The organism is Streptomyces torulosus (genome assembly GCF_001419765.1).
In the GTDB taxonomy this organism is placed as follows: Bacteria; Actinomycetota; Actinomycetes; order Streptomycetales; family Streptomycetaceae; genus Streptomyces; species Streptomyces torulosus.
In genome coordinates this window covers 1-25,684 of the sequence record NZ_LIRK01000323.1, presented here as the reverse complement: position 1 = coordinate 25,684, position 25,684 = coordinate 1, and the positions used below count along the sequence as shown (strand labels likewise).

The following is a 25,684-nucleotide window of genomic DNA, read 5'->3' as shown; positions in this document are numbered from 1 at the left end:
CGCCGACCACGGCGTGGAGATCGGCGGACACAGCCACACCCATCCGCAGCTCGACATGCTCGACGAGGACCGGCTCCGGTTCGAGCTGCGGCGCTGCCGGAGGATCGTCGCCGACGAACTGGGCACCCCGCCCGTCTCGTTCGCCTACCCGTACGGCTACTCCAGCCGCCGGGTACGGGTCGCGGTGCGGGAGACGGGGTTCGCGCAGGCGCTCGCCGTCGGCAACGCGCTCGCCCGGCGCCGGCAGGGCCCGTACGCGCTGCGGCGGGTCACCGTGCGGCGCTCCACCGGCGTCGAGGAGTTCGAGCGGCTGGTCGAGGGCCGCGCCGTCGCCCGCGACTTCGCCCGGGACCGTGCCCTGACCAAGGGGTACGCCATGGTCCGAAGAGCACGACAGGTGGGAAAGGCCATCCGTTCCCGTGTCTGACACGACGACCACCACGGCCGGGCAGGCCGACACCGGCACGGCGGACACCACCGGGCCGCGGCCCGGCCCCGCCCGCCGTCTGCGGCTGCCCGGCCTCGGCAGGGGGGCCGGCGGCAACCAGCTGTTCCGCAACGCCTACGCCCTGATGCTGAACACCGGTATCTCGGCCGTGCTCGGCCTCGGCTTCTGGCTGGCCGCGGCCCGGTACTACACCGAGGCGGCGGTCGGGCAGGGCTCCGCCGCGATCGCCGCGATGAAGCTCCTGGCGGGGCTGGCCGCGCTCACGCTGACGGGGGCCCTCGCCCGGTTCATCCCGGTCGCGGGGCGCGGCACGGGACGGCTGGTCTTCCGTACGTACGCGGGCAGTTCGGTGGCCGTGGCGCTCGCGGCCGGGGTGTTCCTGCTGACGCTCGGGCTGTGGGGGTCCTCGTACCGCTTTCTGCACGACCCGCGGGAGGCCGTGTTCTTCGTGCTCGCGGTGGTCGCCTGGTCGCTGCTGACCCTTCAGGACGGGGTGCTGACCGGGCTGCGGAGCGCCCTGTGGGTGCCCGTCGGCAACACCGTGTTCTCCGCGGTGAAGCTGGTGCTGCTGGTGGTGTTCGCCGCGGCCATCCCGACCATGGGTGTGTTCGTGTCCTGGGTCGCGGCGATCGCGGTGTCCGTGCTGCCGCTGGGCTGGCTGGTGTTCCGGCGGCTCGTCCCCCGGCATGTGAAGGCGACCGAGGGCCGGGCCCACCCGCCGTCGCTGCGGGAGATCGGCCGCTTCCTCGCGGGCGACTACACCGGCTCGCTGTTCTCCCTCGCGGTGGTCTACCTGGTCCCGGTGATCGTCGCCGCCCAGGTCAGCTCCACCGACAACGCGTACTTCTACATCACCACCACGATCGGCGGCACGGTCAACCTCCTCGCCATCAACATGGGTGCCTCGCTGACCGTGGAGGGCGCCCACGACCCGGCGCGGCTCGCGGCGAACACCCGGGCCGCGCTGCGGCGGATGGCCCGGATCATGCTGCCGGTGTGCGGGGTGCTGTTCTTCGGGGCGCCGTGGATCCTCGCCGTGTTCGGGCCGGGCTACGCGGACGCGGCGACGGGGCTGTTGCGCTGGTTCGCGGTCGGCGCGGCGCTGCGGGTGGTGATGGAGACGTACTTCGCGGTGCTGCGCGCCCAGAGCCGTACCGCCGGACTGGCCTGGCTGCAGGGCCTGCTGTGCGCCCTGGTCCTCGGACTGACGCTGCTGCTGCTCCCCCGTATGGGTCTGCTGGGCGCGGGGGTCGCCGAGATCTCCAGCCTCGCGGTGATCGTGCTGATCGCCGCGCCCCGGCTCTGGCGGATCGTCCGCACGGCGCCGCCCGCCGCGGTCCCCGAGGACGCGGCGCCGGACGGCGATCTCGCCGACCTGGGCCGGGTGGCGTCCACCGCGAAGAAGGAGAGCGGCGCCTGGTCCCGGCGGCTCGACTCCGACACCCTCGCCCTCGGCCTGCACCTCGACTTCGACCACATGGAACGCCGCCCCGACGTACGCCCCGGCCCCGGCACCCCGCCCGCCGGAACCCCGGCCGTCCGCAAGGACCACCGGCCTGCCTGGGCCCAGGACCGGCCGACCCGGCCGCTCCACCTCAACCGGCCACCGCTGCCCGGACGGCCCGTGGACGGGGAGGTCCTGCCGGTCGACGAGAGCGAGGGCGCCCTACGGGATGCGGCCGCCGTACCGGCGTCCATGGGAGCGGAGGCCGCCGGGGAGCCCGACGTACGGGAACCGGCACCGCAGCCCGCCCCGTCCCCGGCGCCGCCACCGCCGCCCGGGACCCGCCGGGAACGGCTGCCGCGCCCCACCCGCGCCGGTGTGGTGCTCGGCTGCCTCCTGATCGTGGCGCTGCTGCTGTACTGGGTGCCCGCGCTCGCGCTGGACGACTCCGCGCTGGACGGCATGGACGGGCTCGGCCTCGTCTCCGTGCTGCCGCTGCCGACGCTGGCCGGGACGGTGCTGCTGGCCACGGTGTTCGCCTCGCTGCTGTGGCTGCGCCGCGAGCACCGGGCTCTGCTGCTGGTCACGCTGCTGGCCACCGTCGTGTCCCTGCACGCGCTGCCCGCCGTGATCGAGGCCGAGCCGCGGTTCGCGACGGCCTGGCAGCACCTCGGCTTCCTCGACTACATCGACCGCACCGGCTCGGCGGTCCCCGACCTGGACGCCCGCTGGAGCTGGCCCGGCTTCTTCGCGGCGGCCGCGTTCGTGGCCCGGGCCTGCGGCGTCGACGACTTCACGGAGATCATCCGCTGGTGGCCCACCGCCATGCAGCTGCTCTATCTGGCCCCGATGTTCCTCCTCGCCCGCCATGTGCGCGCGAACTGGCGCGCCCGGTGGACGGGCGTGTGGATCTTCGTGCTGAGCGGCTGGGTGGGGCAGGACTACTTCTCCCCGCAGGGCTTCACCTACCTCCTCTATCTGGCCTTCGTGGCGATCCTCCTGGTGTGGTTCCGCGCCCCGCGCATGCTGTGGGCCAAGGTCCGGCCCGGCGAGGCCGAGGTGGAGCCCACCGACCGCCGGCAGCGCGCGGTGCTGCTGGTGGTCCTCATCGCGCTGTACGCGGCGACCGTCCCGGCCCACCAGCTCACCCCGTTCGTGATGCTGGGCGTCCTCGCCGTCCTCGTCCTGGTCGGCCGCTGCGAACTGCGCGGTCTGCCCCTGCTGTTCGCCGTCCTGGTCGCCGTCTGGGTGGGCTTCCTCGCCGAGCCGTACTGGTCGGGACACTTCGACGAACTCTTCGGCGGTGTCGGCGGCGTCGGCGGGAACGTCACGTCCTCGGTGTCCGGCCGTATCGGCGAGGGAAGCTCCACGCACAAACTCGTGCTGTACGCGCGCGTGGCCCTCGCCGGCCTCGTCATGCTGCTGGCCTGCTACGGCTTCCTGCGCCGCCGCTCGAACAGATACCGCGAACGCTCCCTGCTCGTCCTCACCTTCGTGCCGTTCCTCGGCTTCGGGATGCAGTCGTACGGCGGCGAGATGGCCCTGCGGGTCTTCATGTTCGCCCTGCCGGGTGCCGCGCTGCTCGCCGCGCTCGCCCTGTTCCCGCGCTCCGGCGCGACCGCCGGGGAACGCGCCAAGGACCGTCGGAGCCTCGCCCCGCCGGCCGCCCTCGTGGCGGGCCTCGTCCTCATCGGCGGCTTCCTCGTCGCCCGCTGGGGCAACGAGCCCTTCGAGCGCGTCCGCACCGGCGAGGTCGCCGCCATGGAGTACGTGTACGCCCACGACGAGCCCACCGTACGGCTGCTCTGGCTCAGCGACGACCCGGTCGACTCGGTGACGCCCGCGCTGCCGTGGGGCGCCCGGGACATGGAGAAGGTGGAGTACGTGCCGACGCTCGCACCGGTCGACCCGGTCCTGGTGTCGGGCCTGGTCAAGTCGCTCAAGGACGCGGGCCCGAACTCCTACCTCATCGTCAACCGCGGCCAGACCACGTCCCTCCAGCTGGACTCCGGCTACCCCGCGAACTGGGATGCCCGGCTCATCCGCAACCTCGACGCGCGCAAGGAGCTCAGGGAGGTCTTCGCCAACGAGGACGCGACGATCTTCGCCCTGCGCGGTCAGACGGGTAAGGCCCCCGCGCCCGATCCCGGCCCGATCGGCCCGCAGGTGACCTGGACCCCGTGGTCCGTGGTCGGCGGTCTGGCGACGATCGCCCTGATCGTGCTGCTGACCACCCGCGAGGTGGTACGCGTGGCGGCCCGCCCGAGCATCCGGCAACTCCGTTGGCTGCAGGGCAGTTTCTGGTTCAGCCTGCCGCTGCTGGCCCTGCTCCTCGCGTCACTGGTGCAGCGGTTCCTGACGATGGGGGGCGCCCCTTGAGGGGAGTCAGGCGGTGGCTCACCGCTTGAGCCACCGCACCTCGTACGCCCCCATCGCGAACCGCCGCCCGTCGACCTTCGCGCTGATCTTCCGGTCGAGGGTGTTGACCACGAGCACGGCGTCGTCGTCGGCCAGCACCCGCACGTTCGGCCGGTCGTCGGCCGCCACCGACACCGTCTCGTACCTCGTGCCCGGCGGGAACTCCGCGCCGAACCGGGCCAGCAGGTCGTACATGGGCAGCGCCCTGCCACCGCCGCTGGTGTCGGTCGGGGTCCACAGGCATCCGGGGCACTCCCCGCTCTTCTCCTCCGGGTTCCAGTAGAACGCGGAGGTGGCGCCGCCCTTCGCCATGCCGATCAGCCCGGCGGCCTGCACGGCGACCCGCCGGGTCTCGGACCAGCCGTGACGGTCGTCGTTCGCGTCGGCGGGCTCCACGTAGTACTCGGCCCACCACAGCGGCAGCCCCGGGACGCGCCTGCGCACCCACTCGCTCACCGCCGTGAACTTCTCCGTGGCCGCGAACTCGTCCGGCAGCAGCTCGTCGTCCGCGGTGTAGCTGGAGCCGTCGACGACCACGAAGTCCGCGCCCGCCCTGTTCTTGTCCCAGTAGTCGAAGGCGTCGAGGATCCGCTGGTCCATGGCGCCCCAGGGGCCCTTCAGGGATGTCGACGCGTCCTGCTTCTGCCGGGGGTCGAGGCTGTCCATGACGAGGTAGGGGCCGCCGACCATGATGTCCTCGTCGACCTTCTTCAGGGCCTTGTACACGAGGTTGTACAGGCGGGTGTAGCCCTCGTAGTCCCAGCGGGCCTCGGCGTTGTTCCAGAAGCCCTTGAACTCGTTCCAGACGATGAAGTGCCGCACGTCCGGGTAGCGCCTGGCGACGGTCGCGGCGAGGTCGGCGAAGTCCTGGAAGTGCTCGGGCTCGGGCGCGGTCTCCAGGGCGGACTGGCTCCAGTCCGTGTCGCCGGTGCCGGACTTTCCGCCCTTCATCCAGTCGGGGGCGCAGCACAGGGTGACGACGGGCGTGCCGCCGGTGGCGCGGACGAAGTCGATGCGCCGGTCCATCTCCTCGAAGTCGTAGCGCCCCTCGACCGGTTCGGGGTTGCCCGCGCCCCAGCCCATGATGTGCTGGATCTGCGGCAGCGGCCGCTCACCGAGGCGCTTCTCGACGCGTTCGACGGCGGCCCGGCTGCCCTCGTCCGCGCTGAACTGGGTGTGGGTGAAGCCCCAGCCGACCTCGGGTCCGAGGTCGTCGGGCGGGACGGCGGGCGTGCCGTGCACCTTGTCGCCGTCGCGTGAGGTGCCGGCGGTGCCGCCTTCGCCGGGCAGTGTGTTGAGCAGGGTCACGATCAGGGCCAGCACGGCCGCCCCCACGCCGAGGAGCGCGGTGAGCCGCCACCGCCGGTCCCCCGAATTCCACCCATGCCGTCGCATCATGGGCAACAGTAACGGCGCGGGGCGGCGGTGGGGGAGGTTCCGTCATCGACAACCGACTCGCCACGCAAAGCGGATGCACGGCGAGCCCTCCGTGACGGATCATGGCGGCATGTCTGCGAACCCATACGACGCTCTGCCGATCCGGCTCAACGTCGACGACAGCGACTCCCCGTCCGATGTCGTCGACGCGCTGTTCCTCGGCCGCTTCGCGACGGGCGAGCAGCCGTACGCGCACGCGGCGAACATCGACCGCGTGCGGGCCGGGGTCACCCTGCTGCCGCCGGGCGCGCACATCCTGCGCGTGGCGCGGGACGACGACCGCAGCGCGACCCTCGCCGAGGGCGACGGCTGGACGCTGCTGGTGTCCCGCTGGAACCGGGGCGCGGACGTCACCGTGACGGCGACCACCGCCGAGCTGGCGGAGAAGGTGCTGGGCCAGGCCACGGACGGCGCGGCCGACGAGCCCGAACCGCAGCCGGAGAACGTGACGATGGGCTTCTGGTACGTCTCGCCGCGCCGGGGCCCGCACCGTACGACACGGCAGATCTCGGCGGGCACCTGGGAAGAGGTACGGCCCAACTACACGGCGCCGGTGGCCGACGCGATGGACCGTCTGATGAAGACGACCCCGGAGGACATCGCGGGCCGGCTCCTGCTGCTGCACGGCCCGCCCGGCACCGGCAAGACCTCCGCCCTGCGGACGCTGGCCCGCTCCTGGCGGGACTGGTGCCAGGTCGACTGCGTCCTGGACCCCGAGCGACTCTTCTCCGACGTCGGCTATCTGATGGACATCGCGATCGGCGAGGAGGACGCCACCGGCAAGGGCCGCTGGCGGCTGCTGCTGCTGGAGGACTGCGACGAGCTGATCCGCGGCGAGGCCAAGCACACCGCCGGCCAGGCGCTGTCCCGGCTGCTCAACCTCACCGACGGCCTCCTCGGCCAGGGACGCAACGTCCTGGTCGGCGTCACCACCAACGAGGACCTGGAGCGGCTGCACCCGGCCGTCGTCCGCCCCGGCCGCTGTCTCGCCCGGATCGAGGTCGGCGCGCTGACCCGCCAGGAGGCGGTGAACTGGCTCGGCACGGACGAGGGCCTCGGCCGCGAGGGCGCGACCCTCGCCGAGCTGTACGCCCTGCGCCGGGGCACCTCACCCACGTCCCTCCCGGAACCCCGCGGCGGCGCGGACGCGGGGCTGTACCTGTAGCCGCGCCCGGCCGCCGACCGCATAGGTCTGGCGTCCGGGTGCTTTCATGGAGACATGACCCTGTTCGTCGGCACGTCGGGGTGGCAGTACAAGGACTGGCGGGGCGCCTTCTACCCGGAGGGCTGCCCCACCCGCCTCTGGCTGGAGGAGTACGCGGCGCGTTTCGCCACGGTGGAGAACAACAACGCCTTCTACCGGCTGCCGTCCCGCGAGACCTTCGAGGCCTGGCACGACCGCACCCCGCCGGGCTTCGTCGTCGCGGTGAAGGCGAGCCGCTTCCTGACCCACATCAAACGGCTCAAGGACCCCGAGGAACCCGTGGAGCGCCTGATGAGCCGCGCCGAGGGCCTCGGGGACCGGCTGGGTCCGGTCCTCCTCCAGCTGCCGCCCACCCTCCGCGCCGACCCGCCCCTCCTCGACGCCTGCCTCGCGCGGTTCCCCGCCGGGACACGCGTCGCCGTGGAGCCCCGCCACGAGTCGTGGTGGACCGACGAGGTGCGCGGAATCCTGGAGGCCCGCTCCGCCGCCCTGTGCTGGGCCGACGTCCGCTCCCGCCCCGCGACGCCGCTGTGGCGCACCACCGACTGGGGCTACGTCCGCTTCCACGTCGGCCGCGCCCACACCTGGCCCCACTACGGCCGCCAGGCCCTCACCACCTGGGCCCACCGCATCGCCGCCACCTGGCCCGACAGCGCCGACGTCCACGCCTACTTCAACAACGACCCCCACGCGGCGGCCGTACAGGACGCCATGACCTTCGCCCGGGCGGCCCGCAGAACGGGGCTGACGGTGACGAGAACCCCCGAGCGACTGCCCGGCTGACACGCCCGCCGGGCCGTTCAGTCGCCGTAGGCCGCCCGCAGGGCGTCCCGGACCGCCGCGAGGGCCTCCGCCTCGCCGAGGCCCAGGCGCCGCGCCCGTTCGGCGTACCCCGCGGCGGCCGTCGCCGCCTCCTTCTCCGCGGCCGACCCGGCGGCGGCCACGAACGTGCCGTTGCGTCCCCGCGTCTCGATCACCCCGTCGGTCTCCAGCGCGCGATACGCCTTGGCGACGGTGTTGGCCGCGAGCCCGAGCTCCTCGGCGAGCCCCCGCACGGTCGGCAGCCGGTACCCCACGGGCAGCGCCCCGGACCGGGCCTGCTCCGAGATCTGGGCGCGCACCTGCTCGTAGGGCGCGCCCCCCTCCACGATGCGAATGTTCAAGGTCACGCGGCGATTGTCCCGTACGCACCGGCCTTGGTCGTCGCACGCCCACCGGAAACGTCGTCGCACGCCCACCGGAAATTCGGAGGCGCCCGGCGACACCGTCCACGTACCGTGCGACCCCATGACACTGATCGTGCGCGACCTCCGGACCTCGGACCCCGCGGACACCGAGGCCTTCGCCGACGTACGCGGGCGCGCCCTCCCCTTCCTGGTCAGCACCCCCGAGGCGGTCGTCCATGAGGCCGCCCACGCGGCCCCCGAGGCCCATATCGGGCGTCTGGTCGCGGAGGCGGACGGCGAGGTCATCGGCACCGCGCAACTGGGCATCGCCCACGACAGCCCCGTACCCGGTCAGGGCTACCTCAACGTGTATGTGCACCCGGAGCGCGTGCGCCGGGGCGCGGGCTCCCTGCTGGTGCGCGCCGCCGAGAAGCGGCTCGCGGCGGCGGGGGCGACGCGGCTGTTCTCGTGGGTCCTGGACACCCCGGCCGACCGGGCGTTCGCCGAGCGGCGCGGCTACACGGGCAGCAGGTCCGCGCACTTCCTGCGGCTGGACCTCGCGGCCGGCACCCTGCCCCCGCTGCGGGAGCCACCGGCCGGCGTGGAACTGCGGACGGTCGCCGACTTCGCCGACGACCCGCGCCCGCTGTTCGCGCTGGACGCGGAGACCACGGCGGACGAACCCAGCGACATCGGCGCCGAGTTGGACGACTACGAGCAGTGGCTCGCCGATACCTACCGCCATCCGCTGCTCGACCACGCGCTGAGCACGGTGGTCGTCGTGGACGGCACACCGGCCGCGTTCACCGTGGCCCGCACGGACGGCGGGGCCCGCTACTCCACCGGCATGACGGGCACGGCCCGCGCCTTCCGCGGCCGGGGCCTGGCGAAGCTCGCCAAGAACGACTCCCTGCACCGCGCCCGTGCCGCCGGTTACACGGAGGCGTTCACCGGCAACGACGCCGGGAACGGGCCGATGATCGCGATCAACAAGTGGTTCGGTTATGAAGTGTGTGCGACGGAGGTACGCCATGTCCGGGAACTCGACTGAGCCGACCGGCGAGTTGGAGGTCGTCCTGCTGAAGGCGGGGCGCACGAAGATCCGTTATCCCGCCCGGCTGCTGGGCGACGACGGCGTCCGGGTCGTCGTCCGCGCCGACTGGGCGAGCCCCGGGGTGCGGGACTTCGGCTTCGTGCGGTTCGAGCCCGGTGACGTCTTCACCGAGTACTACTGGCGCGACCGGTGGTACGCCGTGAAGGAGGTCCGCGACGCGCGGGGCGGTCTGAAGGGCTGGTACTGCGACATCACGCGTCCCGCCGTGCGGTCCGGCGGGGAACTCGTCGTCGAGGACCTCGACCTGGACCTGTGGCGCTCCGCGGACGGCACGGCCGTGGTGCGCCTGGACGAGGACGAGTTCGCGGACAGCGGGCTCCCGACCACCGACCCGGAGGCCGCGGCGGCGGCCCTGGCCGCGCTGGACGAGCTGGAACTCCTCGCGAAGGAGGGCGACTTCACGGCCCTGCTGAGCTGACCGGGAGACGCGGGGGCGGGGAGCGTGGTGGGCCGCGTCCGGCGTGTCAGAGGTCCGCGACCATCGCGTACCGCTCGTCCTCGACCCGCTTGCCCCACAGCCGTGCGTCGTCGTCGAGCCGGACCGCCACCGCGTCGGAGACGAGCGGTGCGAGGAGCCCGTGCAGCCGCTCAGCGGGTATGCCGACCGGGCTGAGCGTCCCCCACACGCCCTCGACGAGCACGAGGCGCCCCCGGGGCCGCAGCAGCCCGCACCAGTGGCGCAGTGCGCGGCCTGGGTCGGGCAGGGCCCACAGGACATGCCGGACGAGGACGACGTCGAAGCGCTCCTCGCCCACGGGCGGTGCCGCCGCGTCGCCGACGAGGAACACGGCCGGGTGCCCGGCGAGTTTGGCGCGGGCGCGGCCGACCATGGCCGGGGAGGAGTCCACGCCGGTCACCCGGTGCCCCTGCTCGGTCGCGAGGAGTGACAGGCTGCCGGTGCCGCAGCCGAGGTCCAGGACGTCGGCGGGGCGGCGCGGCAGCCAGTCCCGCAGGCGGGCCGCCCACGCCTCCCGGACGACGGGATCCCGCAGGCCGTGATCGGGTTCGTCGTCGAAAACGGCTGCCTGAGCGTCCCAGTCGACGGGCGGGGGCGGGTCGTTCGGAGCGGAGTTCCTCGCGGTTTCGGGGCTCCGGGAGGTTTCACCGTCGTCGATGTTGGTCATGCCGCCAGAGTGACACCTGCCACTGACAGTCCAGAGGGTGACAGCCGCCACTGACACAGCACGACCCGATGAGTAACGCTCCCGGAAGAGGTCTACCTCCGTGAAATCGCGGAACACGGTAGACGCAAGGAGGCAGCCATGCGCCGTACGACCGTGCAGAAGCCCCTGAGGAAGTCCGACTCCCGCCGGGTGCGGGAAGAAGCCGACGAGCGCCCCGTCGAGCGCCGTGAAGTGCGGAAGGACATCGCGCGCACCTGGTGGCCGGACGGCTGACCCCGCCCCCGGCCGGTCAGCCGAGCCGCTTGCGGTAGTGGATCCTGTCGTAGGGCCCGTCCACCCGCCGCTCCACGACCTCGTATCCGAACTTCGGATAGATCTTCCGGTTCTCCCACATCATCGCGTTCGTGTAGAGCCTGATCTCGGACAGACCGAGGGCACGCGCGTGCGTGTCCACGAAGTCCAGGAGCCTTCGCCCGACGCCCTGTCCATGGGCGTCGGGGTGGACGGCGATGACATCGAGGAACAGGTGGTCGTCGTGTGCCTCGACGACCACCAGGCCGGTCACGGGGTCGCCGGTCACGAAGACGCGGCCCGCGGCCACGTTCGCCGCGTGGTCCGCCTCCATGGGCTGCGGTACGACCCCGATGCGTGCGATGTAGGGCCGGAACGCGGCGTCCGTGACCGCCCGCACGGCGTCGACGTCCGCGAGCACCGCCCTTCTGACGCCCTCGCCGACCGTCCCGTCCGTCATGAGCGGGGGCGCGTGAGGGTACGGCCGAGCAGGTCGAGCAGGGCCGTCCAGTGGCGTTCCGCCGCCTCGGCGTCGTAGGCGGCGGTGTCGGCCTGGGTGTAGCCGTGGGGGGCTCCCGCGTACACCTCGGTGCGGTGGGTGACGCCCGCCTCCGTGAGCGTCTTGTCGAGCAGCTCGATCTGCTCCGGCGGCATGGACGAGTCGTTGTCGGCGTACCCGAGGTACACCTCGCCGGTGATGCGGTCCGCCGTCAGGTGCGGGCTGTCCGGGGCGTCGGTCGCCAGCCGGCCCCCGTGGAATCCGCCCACGGCCGCGACCCGCTCCGGGAAGGCGCCCGCGGTGCGCAGGGCGAGACCGGCGCCCATGCAGTAGCCGGTGATGCCGACGGGCCCGTCCGTCGTGTGTGGGCTGTCCGCCAGCCATGTGAGGTAGGTCTCGGCGTCCCGCACCGCCAGGTCCGGTGTCAGCGCCAGCATCACGGGGAGGATCCGGTCCCACAGCTCGGGGCGCGCGCCGGGGTCGATGAAGTCGGGCAGGTCGAAGACCGGGGTGCGTCCACTGCGGTAAAAGACATTGGGCAGGAGGACCGCGTAGCCGGCCCCGGCCAGCCGGTCGGCCATCGCCCTCAGGTGCGGCCGCAGTCCGAACGCGTCCATGTAGAACAGCACCGCGGGGTGCGGGGCGTCGTCGTCGGGGCGGACGAAGTAGGCGTCGGCGGTGCCGTCCTGGGTGGTGATGTCCACGGTCGTTCCCCGTACGTCGGTCATGGATGCTCCTCTTCGTCACTCCGACCAGTCGTCAACCGGTCGTCAACTGTCGTAGGTGGTCGCATTGTTCCGCGTCCGGGTAAGAACGGGATCATCGACGGCTCGGCGGCCGGTGTTCCTGAGCCCCCGGTTAGCCCATCCTTAACGCGACCATAAGGATCTCCCGCACCCGCCCTCAGCAGGCGATGTCGCGGTTCCCTGGGGCTAGCTTGCTGATCGACCGGAATCCCGGCCCGCCCGGAGAGCCCGGAATCCCGGAACCGCTTCGAGGAGTACCGCAATGCCCGCTGCCCGCCGCAAGGCCGCCGCGTTCGTCACCGCCGGTGCCGTCGGTGCCACCCCGTTCGCCCTGACCGTGTCCGTCGCCGGGTCCGCCGCGGCGCACGGTTCGCTGGGCGACCCGGTGAGCCGGGTGGCGCAGTGCTACGCGGAGGGCCCCGAGAACCCGCGGTCGGCGGCGTGCCGGGCGGCGGTCGCGGCCGGGGGCACGCAGGCGCTGTACGACTGGAACGGCGTACGGATCGGCGATGTGGCCGGCCGGCACCGGGAGCGCGTCCCGGACGGGGAGTTGTGCAGCGCGGGGAACGAGGCGTTCAAGGGCCTCGACCTGGCCCGCGCCGACTGGCCGGCGACGAGCGTGCGCCGCGGCTCGTACACGTTCAAGTACCGGGTGACGGCGCCGCACAAGGGGACGTTCAAGGTGTACGTCACCAAGCCCGGGTACGCCCCCTCCCGGCCTCTCGCGTGGGACGACCTGGATCTCGCGCACCCGGTCGCGACATCCACCGACCCGGCCGCAGCGGGCGGCTTCTCCACGTTCTCAGGGACGCTCCCGCAGCGCTCGGGCAGGCATCTGCTGTACGCGGTCTGGCAGCGCTCGGACAGCCCGGAGGCGTTCTACTCCTGCTCGGACGTCACCTTCGGCGGCACAGACACAGGCGCAGGCACGGGCTCGGGTTCCGGCTCCGGACCCGGACCCGGCGGCGAGACGTCCGCGCCGCCGAGCGCGCCCTCCGACGAGCAGATCGCGGACGGCGCGGACAAGTCGACCGTCGAGCACGGTGGCCACGGCGACGACGACGCGGCCACGACGACGGACCCGACCCCGGCGAGGTCCGCGAAGTCCTCCGCCGGGGCCGACACCGAGGGCACGGTCGCCAGCTCGGCGGACGGACCGGTCGACGGCGGTAACGCCCCCGGTGAGGTGGAGCCCGCCGGCGCCCGGGAGAACCTCGCCGAGACGGGTGGGGACGGCGTGACCCCGTATGTGGCGATCGGCGGCGCGGCGGTCCTAGCGGCGGGGTCCTCGCTGCTGTTCGCCGCGGCCCGCCGCCGTGCGGCCAAGGGCGGCCGGCACGGCGGCTGACGGACTCCGGGGCCTGCCCGGCGGCTCAGGTCGGACAGGCCCCGGCGGTGTACGTCCGGGTCACCCGTGCCACGGGCGACCCGGCGTGTGTGCACGTGTCAGCCGATGACCGACAGACAGGTCGTCGGGGTGGCGTGGGCCGGGTCGAGGGCGTTGGTGACCTCGTGGAAGGCGATGCGGTCGAGGAGCCCGATCGCCGCGTGCTCGGAGAGGTCGGCGGCGCACAGGTCCTGGATGACGACGTTGCGTACGTTCGGGCCGTCGAGGAACTGGGACCGGTAGGGCGTGACGACCTCGTCGTACTTGGTGGCGAGGACCGTGTAGGTGACGCCGGGAACGGTGTCGCCGCCCGCGTTGAGCTTCGTCAGGAACGGGGAGCCGACGACCTGGTCGGCTAGGGCGGGGGTGGCGGTGGACAGCAGATCGCCCGCGCCGGGGAAGTAGTCGAGGAGTTGGGTGAGGCCGCCCAGGGTGGTGCCGTGGTTGGAGGGGGCGATGCCGATGAGGGCGTTCACCTCCGCCGCCCCGCCGAGGAACTTGAGGTAGTAGCGGGGCATCATGCCGCCCTGCGAGTGGCCGACGAGGTCGACCTCGGCGGCGCCGGTCGAGGCGAGCACCTGGTCGACGAAGGTGTCGAGCTGTCGCGCCGACTTGTCGATCGGGCCGAGGCCGTTGAAGAAGGGGACGCCGGGGAGCTGTCCGTAGTCGAGCGAGTAGACGCAGTACCCGCGGTTGACCAGGTACGGGGCGAGGCCCAGCCAGTTGTCGACGGAGTTGGCGAACGTTCCGTGGACGAGGACGACGGGGCGGGGGTGGGCGCTGGAGGGTTTGCACGCATCGTCGTTCCAGCCACGGCTGGAGGTGGCGGCCGTGTCGGCGGCCGCGGCGGAGGTGGCGGGGACGGTGGTCGCCGCGGCGGCGAGGAGCAGGGCGGCCAGCGGTCTGATCAGGCGCTTCCAGGGCAGCATCGGGTGATCTCCTTGCGGCTCAAGGGACGTGCGACGGCGTTCGCCCTGTGATCCGGATCACGAGGATGCTGTTCTATCCAGCCAAGTTACGGGTGGGTAGTAAAACTGGGAAGTTACGCGTCAGTAAAAACTTCAAGCGGTACCCGTGGACGCTGATATGAGACGGCGAAACCGTCACCAGGCGGGCCTGATGGGGCCATAGGGGGCGATGCGCGCCAACTGTTCACGCAGCGCACGCACTTCCGCCTCCCCGCCGAGCGCACCGCTCCACCCCTCGACCACCTCGGCCGCCACCTCCTCCGCGGCCCGGGTGCAGGCCCACCCCCGCTCGGTCAACACGACCAGCCGAGCGCGGGCGTCACGGGGGTGCGGCCGGCGCTCGACGTACCCCTTGGCGACCAGCTCCTCGACGAGCTGACTGGCGCCCTGCTTGGTCACTCCGAGATGACGGGCGAGCTCGGTGACCGTCGCACCGTCCGGGGCGAGCCGGGTGAACGCGAAGCCGTACGCGGGCCGCCCCTCGAAGCCCCGGGCGACGACCCCGTCATGGATGCGCTGCGTCAGCTCGCCCGCGACGGCGAGCAGGGCGGCGGTGAGCCCGAGGGCCTCGGAGTTCTGCATGTCCGCATTCAAACACCCTTGACGAATTGGTCAAGCTGCTTGACCATCGAGAGGTATAGTCAAGCTGCTTGACCATCTTCTCAGGAGGCCCCTATGCCCGTAGTCCGTTCGTCCGACGCCGTCGCCCATGAGATCCACGGCGCCCGCTTCGTCTCGTACGCCACGCCCCGCACCGGCAGCAGGGAACTGGCGGCCTGGCGGGGGGAGATCCCCGCCGGGACCAAGGCGCCCGCCCACACCGTCACCAAGGAGGAGATCCTCCATCTGCTCGACGGGGAACTGCTGATCACGCTCGACGGCCGCACCGAGCGCGTCGGGGCGGGCGACACCCTGATCATCAACGCGGGGGCGACCCTCACCGTGGAGAACCCGACGGCGGAGACCGCCGTCACCTGGGTCACCACCTCCCTGGGCCTGGAGGCCGAACTGGCCGACGGCACGCGGATCGTGCCGCCGTGGGCCAACTGACACCCCGGCGGGTGTCACGCCGCCAGCGTCCCCGGCAGGATCGCGCGCGGGCCGAACTTCGCCCGCGCCCGGTCCGCGACCTCCTCGATCCGGCGGAGCTTGTCGTCGACGGGGTCGAAGGCGAGCTGGTGGGAGGCCTCCTCGGCGGGGGTGAGCCCCTCGGCGCGCAGGGCGATCGCGCGGACGCGGGCGCGCTGGAGACCGAGCGCGCCGTACATCCCGTAGGCGGCGCGGGTGAGTTCCGGCGAGTGGGCGGTCGGCTCCGGGAGGGTGCGGGTGCGGGTCGTCGAGGACCGGTCGGCGTAGCGGACGGTGAGGGTGAGGGTGCGGCACACCTTGTCCAGGGCGCGCAGCCGGGAGCCCAGCTCCTCGGCGTCGAGGAGCAGTGCGCGGCGGTGCCGGTCCGGGTTCAACTCGTCGTGCGGGAAGGGGTGTTCGGCGGCGAGGGAGCGGGCGACGGCGTTGGGGACGACCCGGCCGCGGTCGACGCCGTTCGCCTTCTCGTGCAGTTCGCGGCCGGTCCGCGCGCCGACCAGGCGCTGGAGTGTGGACAGGGGCGCGGCGGCGACCCGGCCGAGGGTGTCGAGGCCGTACTCGCACAGGGTGCGGGCGGTCGCGGTGCCGACACCGGGCAGCGCGGCGACGGGTCGCTCGGCGAGGAAGTCCACGACCAGGCCCTCGGGGACCGCGCACGGTTCGCCGGGCTCGGCCTGGCCCAGGGCCATCCGGGCGAGCAGCGGTCCGGGCCCGGCGCCGATCACACAGTCGATGCCGTACAGCGCGAGGGCACGGACCCGGATCAGCCGGGCCAGTTCCTCGGCGCCCCGGCCGAAGTACCGTTCGGCGCCCCGCAGATCGGCCAGCGCGCCGTCGGGCGGCAGCGCCTGGACGACCGGCGTGAAGTCCTCGAGCAGACCGAGCAGACCGGGCAGGGCGGCCTCGTACTTCGGCGGCAGCTGGAAACGTACGCAGAGGATGGTCATCCCGCACTCCCTGGGCTCTGGTGCCACAACTTCCGTACTTTCGAGGGCTCTTCGCCCGCGGGCCGCAGATCGGCCCACGGGTGCATCTCGTAGCCGGTGGGCAGCTGGATACGGCGGCCGTGCGTCGGGTCGCCGCCGCTCGTGGGCGCCGGCTCCGCCAGTCGCGGGGCGACCGCGTCGAGGCCGCCCTCGCGCCGCAGCTCCACCAGCTCGGCGAGGTTCCAGGCGGCCGACCCCACCACGCTGAGGCTGCGCGGGCCGCGCCGCTGCACCACTCCGCGCACCAGCAGCAGCCAGGAGTGGAAGACGGTGTGGGCGCACGCCGCGTGGGAGTCGTCGAAGAAGGCGAGGTCGACCAGGCCGGTGCCGTCGTCGAGGGTGGTGAAGACGACCCGTTTGCCGGAGCGGATCGGCGGGGTCTGGGTCGCCGCCTTGGCGCCCGCGACCAGCACCGTCTCCCCGTGGCGCGCCTCGCGCAGCCGCCGCGCCGACACCACGCCCAGCTCGTCGAGGAACGTGCGGTGGTCGTCCATCAGATTGCGGGAGACGTCCATCGACAGCACGCCCAGCTCGGCGCTGAGCCGCTCCGCCGAGGAGAGGTCGGGCAGCCCTGCCGAGGCGGTGCCGCGGCCACCGGACAGCGGGAGCTGTCCCCCGCCGCCGCCCATGCCCCGGGCGCCCCGGTGCAGTTCGGTGAGGTGGAGCTGCAGATCGCGCCGGTTGGCGCCGAAGGCGTCCAGTGCGCCGACCTGGGCCAGCCGCTGGGCGAGCGGACGGCTCGGCCGGGCCCGCTCCCAGAAGTCCAGCAGCGAGGCGTACGGCTGTCCGTCCGCGATCCGCGCCGCCTCGGCCTCACTGATGCCGTGCACATCGGACAGGGCCAACCGCAGCCCCCAGAGCGCGCGTTCACCCGGCCTCGCCGGTCCGGGCCCCGTCGGGGCCGACCCGTAAGGGGACGCCCCCTCCGGCCTCTCCGACCCGTACGGGGACGCCCCCCCCGGCCTCTCCGACCCGTACTGGGACGGCCCCTCCGGCCTCTCCGACCCGTACGGGGACGGCCCCTCCGGCCTCTCCGCCCCCTCCGGGGAAGGCCCCTCCGACCTCCTTGATTCAGACACCAGTTCGATGCAGTGGGCGGCCGCCGACCGGTTCACGTCCACCGGGAGGATCGGCACCCCCCGCCGCCGCGCGTCCGCCAGCAACAGCCGCTTCGGGTACATCCCGGGGTCGTGGGTGAGCAACCCCGCGTAGAACGCCGCCGGATGATGCGTCTTCAGCCACGCCGACTGGTACGTCGGCACCGCGAAGGCCACCGCGTGCGCCTTGCAGAAGCCGTACGAGCCGAAGGCCTCGACGATCTCCCAGGTCCGGGCGATCGTGTCGGCGTCGTACCCCTTCGCCGCGGCGTGCTGCGCGAACCACACCCGGATCCGCCCCTGCGACTCGGGGTCGGAGAGCCCGCGCCGCACCCGGTCCGCCTCGTCCCGGCCGCAGCCGGTCATGAGGTGCACGATGTCGATGATCTGCTCGTGGAAGACGACGACGCCGTACGTCTCCCGCAGCGGTGCCTCCAGATCGGGGTGCGGGTAGCGGACCGGCGCCCGTCCGTGCCGGGCCGCGATGAACGGCCGCACCATGTCGGCGGCGACCGGACCGGGCCGGAACAGGGAGATGTCGACCACGAGGTCGTGGAAGGTCGACGGCTGGAGTCGCCCCACCAGGTCCCGCTGGCCGGGCGACTCGATCTGGAAGCAGCCCAGCGTCTCGGTGGACCGGATCAGCCGGTACGTGGCCGGGTCGCCCTCACCGCGCTCGAAGTCGAGCGCGTCCAGGTCGACCCGCTCCCCCGTCGCCCGCTCCACCTCGGCCACCGCGTGCGCCATCGCCGACTGCATGCGCACGCCCAGCACATCGAGCTTGAGCAGCCCGAGGTCCTCGACGTCGTCCTTGTCGAACTGCGACATGGGGAACCCCTCGCCGCTGGTCGGCATCACCGGCGTACGGGCGAGGAGGGAGGAGTCGGAGAGGAGGACTCCGCAGGGGTGCATGGCGACCCCGCGCGGCAGGGCGTCGAGGGACTCGACCAACTCCCACAGCCTGCCGTACTTCTCCTTCTCCCCCGCCAGCTTCCTCAGCTCGGGCAGCTCCTCCAGCGCCGCGCGGGCGTCACGGGCCCGGATGTGCGGGAAGGACTTGGCGATCCGGTCGATGTCGGCAGGGTCCATGGACAGGGCCGCGCCCACGTCGCGGACGGCGTGGCGGACGCGGTACGTCTCCGGCATCGCCACCGTCGCGACCCGCTCGGCGCCGAAGCGGCCGATGATCGCGCGGTAGACCTCCAGCCGGCGCGCGGACTCCACGTCGATGTCGATGTCGGGCAGCACCACCCGGCGCTTGGACAGGAACCGCTCCATCAGCAGCCCGTGCTCGACGGGGTCGGCGTGCGCGATCCCGAGGAGATGGTTCACGAGGGAACCCGCGCCGGAGCCCCGCGCAGCGACCCGGATGCCCATCCGCCGTACGTCGTCGACGACTTGGGCGACGGTGAGGAAGTAGGAGGCGAAGCCGTGGTGGGCGATGACGTCCAGCTCCTGGTGCACGCGCTCCCAGTAGTCGCGCCGGGTGTCGTAGCCGAGCCGCAGCATGCCCGCCGCCGCCCGCGAGGCGAGGACGCGCTGGGCGGTGCGGCGGCCGGCGCCGACGAGGTGCGGCTCGGGGAAGTGGACGGTGCCGAGGCCGAGGTCGTCCTCCGGGTCGACCAGGCACTCGGCGGCCGTGGCGCGGGTCTGCTCCAGCAGGCGGTACGCGGTGTCCCGGCGGTAGCCCGCGGCCTCGACGATCCGTTCGGCGGCGGCCAGCATGGCACCGGCGTCCTTGAGCCAGGCCTCCCCGGAGTCCAGCTCGCCCCGGGGGTCGACGGGGACAAGTCGGCGGGCCGCGTCCAGCACGTCGGCGACGGGACCCATGCCGGGGTCGGCGTACCGGACGGCGTTGCTGAGCACCGGGCGGATCCGCTGCTCGGCGGCGAAGCCCACGGTCCGGGCGGCCAGCCGCAGCGAGCCGGGGCCGGTGCCCTGACGGCCGTGCCACACCGTCTCCAGCCGCAGGGCGTCGCCGAACCGCTCCCGCCAGGGGCCGAGGAGCTTCGCGGCACGGTCGGGGCGCCCGGCGGCGAGCGCGCGGCCCACATCGGAGGCGGGGCCGAGCAGCACGGTCAGGCCGTCGCCGGCGCACTCCGTCCAGGGCAGCAGGGGCGGACCCTCTCCCCGGCCGGCTGCCGCGCCCCGCACACCGGTCGCGCCCGGTCCACCGGCCGCGCCGCCGCCCGTGCCCCGGCCACCACCCTCATCGCTCCCCCCATGCGCCGCCGAAACGATTCTGCACAGCTCGGCCCACCCTTTGGCCCCCTCGCGGGCGAGGAATGTCACCCGTGGAGTCGACTCATCGACAAAGGCACCACCCCGCACGGGGGCCCGGCGCCGCGCCTGCCGCACGGAGGGCGCGGGTGCCCCCACCGCCAGCTCGGCCCCGAACAGCGGACGGACACCCGCCGCCGCGCAGGCCTTGGCGAACCGGACCGCGCCCGCGAGGGTGTCCCGGTCGGTGAGCGCGAGGGCGTCCATGCCGCGCTCGGAGGCGCGCTCGGCCAGCCGCTCCGGGTGCGAGGCGCCGTACCGCAGGGAGAACCCGGAGGCGGTGTGCAGATGCGTGAAGCCTGGCACCGCACCTCCCGCACTCGATCAATCGAACATCAGTTCACAGCCTGCTCGTCTCCACCATAGACCACTTTTCGAACCTCTGTACGACATCCGTTCGGCCCCGCCCCACCTGCGCAAACACGCGGCGGCTCGGACCGTGAGGACATGACGCAGCCGGCCGACAGCCCCCGCCCGTCCCCCGCGTCGGACCCGGCCTCCGCACCGGATCCGTCCTCCCCGCCGTCCTTCCTCGACGAGCTGAGGGACGGGGTCACCCCGCGGGCCACCCTGCTGATCGTCGGCGTGCTCGCCCTCCAGCTGCTCTTCATCGCCTCGTACGTGGGGGCGCTGCACCACCCGAAGCTCCGGGACGTGCCGTTCGGCGTGGTCGCGCCGCGGGCGGCCGCCGAACAGACGGTGACCCGGCTGGAACGGCTACCGGGCGAGCCGCTGGATCCACGCACGGTGGCCGACGCGGCGGCGGCGCGCGAGCAGATCCTGGATCGGGAGATCGACGGCGCCGTGCTGATCGACCCGGCCCGCACCACCGACACCCTGCTGGTCGCCTCCGGGGGCGGCCGTTCCCTCGCCAACGCGCTGGCCGCCCTCGTCGGCACGCTGGAGCAGTCCGAGGGACGCACGCTGCGGACGGTGGACGTGGCCCCGGCCGGCCTCGGGGACGCCAACGGGCTCACGTCCTTCTATCTGGTCGTGGGCTGGTGCGTCGGCGGCTATCTGTGCGCATCGGCGCTGGCGATGAGCGCCGGGGCGCGGCCCACCGATCTGCGGCGCGGGGTGATCCGGCTCGCCGCCCTGGCGGTGTTCTCGGTCCTCGGCGGGCTCGGCGGCGCGGTGATCGCCGGGCCGGTGCTGGGCGCCCTGCCCGGAAGCGTGGCGGCACTGTGGGGGCTGGGGACCCTGGTCGTCTTCGCGGTGGGCGCGGCCACGCTGGCGCTCCAGTGCGTCTTCGGGATCGCCGGTATCGGGGTCGCCGTGCTGCTGGTGGTGGTCGCCGGCAACCCGAGCGCGGGCGGCGCGCTGCCCCCGCCGCTGCTGCCCCCGTTCTGGGCGGCGATCGGTCCGGCGCTCCCGCCGGGCGCGGGCGTCTGGGTGGCCCGCTCGATCGCGTACTTCGAGGGCAACGACACCACCGTCCCCCTGCTGGTGCTCTCCGCCTGGGCAACGGCGGGGGCCGCCATCACCTTGGTGATGGCGGCCCTGAGAAGGAAGCCGGATCGCCGGCCCGCCGAGGCGTGAGCCGTGGGCCCCGGTCGTGCGGCGGCCCTTCGCCCTCCGGTGTGCCGGGCTCTCGGCCGATCCGGAGGTCCGGCGCGCGCTCGGCCTCAGCCGATCTGCCTCAGCCGATCTGCGTGCCCGTCGCCGACAGCGCCTCGGTGACCGGCTGGAAGAACGTCTCGCCGCCCGAGGTGCAGTCGCCGCTGCCGCCGGAGGTGAGGCCGACCGCCTTGTCGCCCGAGAAGAGGGAGCCGCCGCTGTCGCCGGGCTCGGCGCAGACGTCGGTCTGGATGAGGCCGTTGACGATGTCGCCGTTGCCGTAGTTCACGGTGGCGTCGAGGCCGGTGACCGTGCCGCTGTGGACCTGGGTGGTCGAGCCGCTGCGGGTCACCTTCATGCCGACGGTCGCCTCGGCGGCGCCGCTGATGGCCTGGGTCGAGCCGTTGTAGAGGTTGACCTCGCTGGGGTGGTCGACGTCCGCCGTGTACTTGACCAAGCCGTAGTCGTCGCCCGGGAAGCTGGAGTCCGCGTTCTGGCCGATGACCTGGCCGCCGGCCGACCAGGTGGAGATGCCCTCGGTGCAGTGACCCGCCGTCAGGAAGAACGGCTCGCCGCCCTTGACCACGTTGAAGCCGAGGGAGCAGCGCCCGCTGCCGCCGGTGATGGCGTCGCCACCCGCGACGAAGGTCCTGAACTCACCCTTCGTGCGCTTGAGTTCGGCCGTGGCGCCGAGCCCGTCCACGACCTCGGTCAGTCTCGCCAGCTCGGCCTTGGAGACGGTGCGGTCGGCGGTGACGACGACCTTGTTGGTGGTGGGGTCGGTGGCCCAGGAGGTGCCGGGGATGGTGGCGTCGTCCTTGAGGGTCGTACGGGCGCTCTTGAGCTCGGCGAGGGAGTTCTCGACGATCCGGGCCTTGGCGCCGGCCGCCTCGACGGTCTCGGCGGCGGCCTCGTCGAGCACGTTCACGACGAGGAGCTTGCTCTTCGCGTCGTAGTACGTTCCCGCCGCGTCGGCGCCGAGGTCCTCACCGAGGGTCGAGGCGAGCTTTCCGGCCGCCAGCACGGAGAGCGCTTTCGGCTGGGCGGTCGGCGCGGTCTCGCTCGCGTTCGCAGTCTGGAAAGTCACTCCCGCGGCGACCAGCGCGGCGATGCCCGCACCCGTCACGACGGCACGGCGCCTGGGTATGCGTCGGTGCTTCAACTCACGTCCTCCTGTGGGGGGTCGGCCGAAGAGGTTGTGGGGACCCCGTTCGGCCGTAAGGAATACGGATATGGAGGCGGCGGACGGTAAAAACGCCGCGTCCATGCCAACTGTGCGGCGCCAACTATTCCGAGGCACGCAGGGAGCACACAAGGTCGACTTCAGGACGAGCACACACCGTGGGCGCGCGCCCCCAATGTCATTACCGTCCGGTAACGCCCCATGCGAATTCACAGCGCAAACACAGGACGCAACGACCCCCTGCGCAACGGGTGAGGTCTAGTCCTGTCTGAAAGCCGACCCTCCGGGGTCCGATTCCCTACGGGGCGTCCTGTGACGGAAGTTGCTCCCGCACCGGTTCCGGCGCCACGGCCGGGACCGACGAAGGGGGAGGCACGGCGACCGGCGGAGCGGGCGGCACGGCGGCACCCGGAACCGGCGGCACGGCACCCGGAACCGGCGGCACGGCGCCCGGAGACGACTGCTGGGCCTTCTCCAGGAAGCGGAGCAGCTCCACCGGGAACGGCAGGACGAGCGTGGAGTTCTTCTCCGCGGCGACCGCCACCACGGTCTGCAGCAGCCGCAGTTGCAGCGCGGCGGGCTGCTCGGACATCTCCTTGGCGGCCTCGGCGAGCTTCTTCGACGCCTGCAGCTCTGCGTCGGCGTTGATGACCCGCGCCCGGCGCTCACGGTCGGCCTCCGCCTGCCGCGCCATCGAACGCTTCATGGTCTCGGGCAGCGAGACGTCCTTGATCTCGACCCGGTCGATGGTGACGCCCCACTCCACCGCGGGACTGTCGATCATCAACTCCAGCCCCTGGTTGAGCTTCTCGCGGTCGGAGAGCAGATCGTCCAGCTCGCTCTTGCCGATGATGGACCTCAGCGAGGTCTGCGCCATCTGCGAGACCGCGAACCGGTAGTCCTCCACCCGTACGATCGCCTCCGCCGGCGAGGTGACCTTGAAGTAGACGACCGCGTCCACCCGGACGGTGACGTTGTCCCGCGTGATGCCCTCCTGCGCGGGCACCGGCATCGTCACGATCTGCATGTTGACCTTCTGCAGCCGGTCGACGAACGGCACGATCATCGTGAACCCGGGCCCGCGCACCGTCGACCGGAGCCGGCCGAGCCGGAACACCACCCCCCGCTCGTACTGCTTCACGACCCGCGCCGCGCACATCGCGTACGCCATGCCGACCGACGCGAGGGCCACCCCCGCCGTCACGAGCTCCTCGACCATCACGGCCCCCAGGGTCCGAAGTGGGCGTATGAGAGGGAGAACCGGCGCGCACACGGCGCACGTTGTCTCGACGGTAGTCCCGCCGCCGCAACAGGGCGAGCCCCCGCACGTCGTCACGTGCGGGGGCTCGAACTACTGACCGCGATACGCCATACGGTCGGACGCGGGTGCCGGGGGGAGAGCACCCGCTCGGGGCCGGCCCGCCCGACCGGCACGGCGGCCGGTCGGCGGTCCAACCGATCCGGTCGGCCTAGTAGACGCTGACGCCGTAGGCGCTCAGGGCCTCGGTGACCGGCTGGAAGAAGGTCGTGCCACCGGAGCTGCAGTTGCCGCTGCCGCCGGAGGTGAGACCGTACGCGACGCCGTTGCTGCCGTAGAGCGGGCCGCCGGAGTCGCCGGGCTCGGCACAGACCGTGGTCTGGATCATGCCGTAGACGATGTCGCCGCCACCGTAGTTCACGGTCGCGTTGAGAGCGGTCACGCGTCCGGTGCGGGTACCGGTGGTGGAGCCGGTACGGATGACGTTGGTGCCCACGCTCGGGGTGGCCGCGCTGGTGATGTCCACGCTGCCCGCGGTGCCGTCCTTGGCGATGGACGTGTTGCTGTAGCGCACGATGCCGTAGTCGTTGGTCGGGAAGCTCGACCCGGTGGTCGGGCCGAGGACCGTCGTACGACCGGAGTTGGAGTACCAGGTGCCCGCGCCGTCGGTGCAGTGACCGGCGGTCAGGAAGTAGTAGGTGCTCCCGCTGCGGACGTTGAAGCCGAGCGAGCAGCGCCAGCTACTCGCATAGATGGCGTCGCCGCCCTTGATGAGCTTGTTGAACTTGCCCGGCGTCCGCTTGATCGTCAGAGCGCCGGCCTTGTCGCCCGCCGCTTCCTTGATCTTCAGCAGTTCGGCCTGGGAGACGGTGCTGTCGACGGTGACGACGAGCTTGTCCGCCTTCTCGTCGACCGCCCAGGCGGTACCGGGGATGTCCGCCTTGAGCACCGACGCGCTGGCGCTCTTGAGCTCCGACGCGCTGAACGTTCGGGCGTCTGCCGCGGTGGCGGTGGGGACTGTCGCGGCGGCCGCGGCCACGAGTCCGGTGGTCACGGCGATCAGCCGGGTCCGTCTCGCGATACCGCTGCGGGGAGTGGTGCGCTTGATCCTCACTGTTCGTTCCCTCCTAAAGGGAAGTCGGGGGCCCGCGTGGGGTTTGGGCCCGTGAGGCGCGAATCAGGGCACGTGTCCGGATTCCGAATATGCCGTGCTCCTGACAAGGCGCTGCGGGGAAGTATTCGGCCGTACCACCGATCCCCGCAAGAGTGCCTTTCGGCCGCTCGAACACCAACCGGCCCAGTGGGCAAGGCAGTTGATCTCGCCGATGGGGTTGTGGGGATTCTGTGTGAATCCCGGACGCCCTACGCCCCGTCCCGGCGCACCCGTGAGGCTGCCCGCTCATGACGCCCCGTCGGGCAGGGCCGCCACGGCCCTGCGGCCGTACCCGTCGGCCGGGCGGGCGAGGCCCAGGTGCTCCCTGAGGGTGCTGCCGGGGTAGAAGGTGCGGAACAGACCACGGTGCTGGAGCAGGGCCACGGTCCCGTTGACGAGCCGCTCCAGGTCACGGCGCGGCTCGACGGGGGTGAAGTGGAAGCCGTCGACGACACCGGCCCGGTGCCAGGCGGTGACCAGCTCGGCCAGGTCGACGGGCCCGCCCCGGTACAGCGGGCCCTGCGCGCTCCACCGAGGCCCTCCGCCGCCGTGCCCCGGCTCCGCCGCGTGCTCACCACCGCCGAGATCGACACGCAGTGCCGCGAGCATCCGCACCTCGTCGGGGTCACGGCCGAACCCGGCCGCGGCACCCCGCACCTCCTCCCGTACGGCGGCGGCCTGTTCGGGGGCGGCGGCCCGCACGAGCACCACGTCCGCGCACCGGGCCGCGGTCCCCCGCGCATCACTACCGGTCGCGTCGACGACCCGTACGGGGCGCCCCTGAGGCGACGGGGGCACGGCCGACGGCCCGGCACCGGGGCCTTCCCCGCCCCCGACC

The 25,684-nt window shown here is 72.7% G+C and carries 23 protein-coding genes; 10 read left to right on the top strand and 13 right to left on the bottom strand.

Annotated features, from left to right (window positions below; genetic code table 11):
• The coding region (locus AOK23_RS22510; RefSeq protein ID WP_157878121.1) for a polysaccharide deacetylase family protein at window positions 1–427 on the top strand (427 nt) is incomplete at its 5' end.
• Complete coding sequence (locus AOK23_RS22505; RefSeq protein WP_055714492.1) at window positions 420–4,271, top strand: lipopolysaccharide biosynthesis protein; 3,852 nt, start codon at window positions 420–422, stop codon at window positions 4,269–4,271. The genes AOK23_RS22510 and AOK23_RS22505, both read left to right, overlap by 8 nt.
• Window positions 4,272–4,289: 18 nt before the next feature.
• On the opposite strand, the gene AOK23_RS22500 is transcribed toward AOK23_RS22505, so the two are convergent.
• Entirely contained in the window at window positions 4,290–5,705 is a 1,416-nt protein-coding gene (locus tag AOK23_RS22500) for a GH39 family glycosyl hydrolase (RefSeq protein ID WP_055714494.1), read from the bottom strand.
• 112 nt (window positions 5,706–5,817) lie between these two features.
• Between AOK23_RS22500 and AOK23_RS22495 the strand changes: the two genes are divergently transcribed.
• Together AOK23_RS22495 and AOK23_RS22490 are read left to right on the top strand one after the other, a co-directional pair.
• Entirely contained in the window at window positions 5,818–6,912 is a 1,095-nt protein-coding gene (locus AOK23_RS22495; RefSeq protein WP_055714491.1) for a DUF5925 domain-containing protein, read from the top strand.
• A gap of 54 nt (window positions 6,913–6,966) precedes the next feature.
• Window positions 6,967–7,734, top strand: a complete 768-nt coding sequence (locus AOK23_RS22490; RefSeq protein WP_055714490.1) for a DUF72 domain-containing protein — start codon at window positions 6,967–6,969, stop codon at window positions 7,732–7,734.
• Between the two features lie 17 nt (window positions 7,735–7,751).
• Here AOK23_RS22490 and AOK23_RS22485 read toward each other — a convergent pair whose 3' ends face one another.
• On the bottom strand, window positions 7,752–8,120 hold the full coding sequence (locus AOK23_RS22485) for a GntR family transcriptional regulator (RefSeq protein WP_055714489.1): 369 nt from the start codon (window positions 8,118–8,120) through the stop codon (window positions 7,752–7,754).
• Window positions 8,121–8,238: 118 nt separating this feature from the next.
• Between AOK23_RS22485 and AOK23_RS22480 the strand changes: the two genes are divergently transcribed.
• Both AOK23_RS22480 and AOK23_RS22475 read left to right on the top strand, forming a co-directional pair.
• A complete protein-coding gene (locus tag AOK23_RS22480) occupies window positions 8,239–9,168 on the top strand; it encodes a GNAT family N-acetyltransferase (protein WP_055714488.1) in 930 nt (309 codons plus the stop codon).
• Entirely contained in the window at window positions 9,149–9,649 is a 501-nt protein-coding gene (locus AOK23_RS22475; RefSeq protein ID WP_055714487.1) for a ribonuclease FAU-1 family protein, read from the top strand. The genes AOK23_RS22480 and AOK23_RS22475 overlap by 20 nt, the downstream gene beginning before the upstream one ends.
• Before the next feature lie 46 nt (window positions 9,650–9,695).
• Here AOK23_RS22475 and AOK23_RS22470 read toward each other — a convergent pair whose 3' ends face one another.
• Window positions 9,696–10,355, bottom strand: a complete 660-nt coding sequence (locus AOK23_RS22470; RefSeq protein ID WP_055714486.1) for a class I SAM-dependent methyltransferase — start codon at window positions 10,353–10,355, stop codon at window positions 9,696–9,698.
• Window positions 10,356–10,493: 138 nt separating this feature from the next.
• On the opposite strand from AOK23_RS22470, the gene AOK23_RS51455 reads away from it, so the two are divergent.
• Entirely contained in the window at window positions 10,494–10,628 is a 135-nt protein-coding gene (locus tag AOK23_RS51455) for a hypothetical protein (RefSeq protein WP_258193464.1), read from the top strand.
• A 16-nt stretch (window positions 10,629–10,644) separates the two neighbouring features.
• Here AOK23_RS51455 and AOK23_RS22465 read toward each other — a convergent pair whose 3' ends face one another.
• The gene (locus tag AOK23_RS22465) at window positions 10,645–11,106 is read right to left on the bottom strand and encodes a GNAT family N-acetyltransferase (RefSeq protein ID WP_055714485.1); all 462 of its coding nucleotides are present in this window, start codon (window positions 11,104–11,106) and stop codon (window positions 10,645–10,647) included.
• Window positions 11,103–11,873, bottom strand: coding sequence for a dienelactone hydrolase family protein (locus AOK23_RS22460; protein WP_055714484.1), 771 nt, complete (start codon window positions 11,871–11,873; stop codon window positions 11,103–11,105). Before AOK23_RS22460 ends, AOK23_RS22465 begins: the two co-directional genes overlap by 4 nt.
• Window positions 11,874–12,153: 280 nt before the next feature.
• Between AOK23_RS22460 and AOK23_RS22455 the strand changes: the two genes are divergently transcribed.
• Entirely contained in the window at window positions 12,154–13,239 is a 1,086-nt protein-coding gene (locus AOK23_RS22455) for a lytic polysaccharide monooxygenase (protein ID WP_055714483.1), read from the top strand.
• A gap of 98 nt (window positions 13,240–13,337) precedes the next feature.
• Here AOK23_RS22455 and AOK23_RS22450 read toward each other — a convergent pair whose 3' ends face one another.
• A complete protein-coding gene (locus tag AOK23_RS22450; RefSeq protein ID WP_055714482.1) occupies window positions 13,338–14,207 on the bottom strand; it encodes an esterase/lipase family protein in 870 nt (289 codons plus the stop codon).
• Window positions 14,208–14,381: 174 nt separating this feature from the next.
• Entirely contained in the window at window positions 14,382–14,828 is a 447-nt protein-coding gene (locus tag AOK23_RS22445; protein ID WP_055714481.1) for a MarR family winged helix-turn-helix transcriptional regulator, read from the bottom strand.
• A 93-nt stretch (window positions 14,829–14,921) separates the two neighbouring features.
• Here AOK23_RS22445 and AOK23_RS22440 point away from each other — a divergent pair, with 93 nt between their 5' ends.
• Window positions 14,922–15,296 carry a cupin domain-containing protein gene (locus tag AOK23_RS22440; protein WP_055714480.1) on the top strand — a complete coding sequence of 125 codons (375 nt, stop codon included), beginning with the start codon at window positions 14,922–14,924 and terminating at the stop codon, window positions 15,294–15,296.
• Window positions 15,297–15,310: 14 nt separating this feature from the next.
• On the opposite strand, the gene AOK23_RS22435 is transcribed toward AOK23_RS22440, so the two are convergent.
• A complete protein-coding gene (locus tag AOK23_RS22435; RefSeq protein WP_055714479.1) occupies window positions 15,311–16,279 on the bottom strand; it encodes a DNA polymerase Y family protein in 969 nt (322 codons plus the stop codon).
• The gene (locus tag AOK23_RS22430; protein ID WP_055714478.1) at window positions 16,276–20,001 is read right to left on the bottom strand and encodes a DNA polymerase III subunit alpha; all 3,726 of its coding nucleotides are present in this window, start codon (window positions 19,999–20,001) and stop codon (window positions 16,276–16,278) included. The genes AOK23_RS22435 and AOK23_RS22430 overlap by 4 nt, the downstream gene beginning before the upstream one ends.
• Before the next feature lie 141 nt (window positions 20,002–20,142).
• On the opposite strand from AOK23_RS22430, the gene AOK23_RS22425 reads away from it, so the two are divergent.
• Entirely contained in the window at window positions 20,143–21,234 is a 1,092-nt protein-coding gene (locus AOK23_RS22425) for a YhgE/Pip domain-containing protein (protein ID WP_240496500.1), read from the top strand.
• A gap of 100 nt (window positions 21,235–21,334) precedes the next feature.
• Here the strand turns inward: AOK23_RS22425 and AOK23_RS22420 are convergent, their stop codons facing one another.
• From AOK23_RS22420 to AOK23_RS22405, 4 genes are all read right to left on the bottom strand, one after another.
• A complete protein-coding gene (locus AOK23_RS22420) occupies window positions 21,335–22,414 on the bottom strand; it encodes a S1 family peptidase (RefSeq protein WP_079049627.1) in 1,080 nt (359 codons plus the stop codon).
• A 319-nt stretch (window positions 22,415–22,733) separates the two neighbouring features.
• Entirely contained in the window at window positions 22,734–23,654 is a 921-nt protein-coding gene (locus tag AOK23_RS22415) for a slipin family protein (RefSeq protein WP_055714477.1), read from the bottom strand.
• 250 nt (window positions 23,655–23,904) lie between these two features.
• Entirely contained in the window at window positions 23,905–24,807 is a 903-nt protein-coding gene (locus AOK23_RS22410; protein WP_055714476.1) for a S1 family peptidase, read from the bottom strand.
• 285 nt (window positions 24,808–25,092) lie between these two features.
• A partial coding sequence (locus AOK23_RS22405) for an LLM class oxidoreductase (RefSeq protein ID WP_157878120.1) occupies window positions 25,093–25,684 on the bottom strand: 592 nt, incomplete at its 5' end.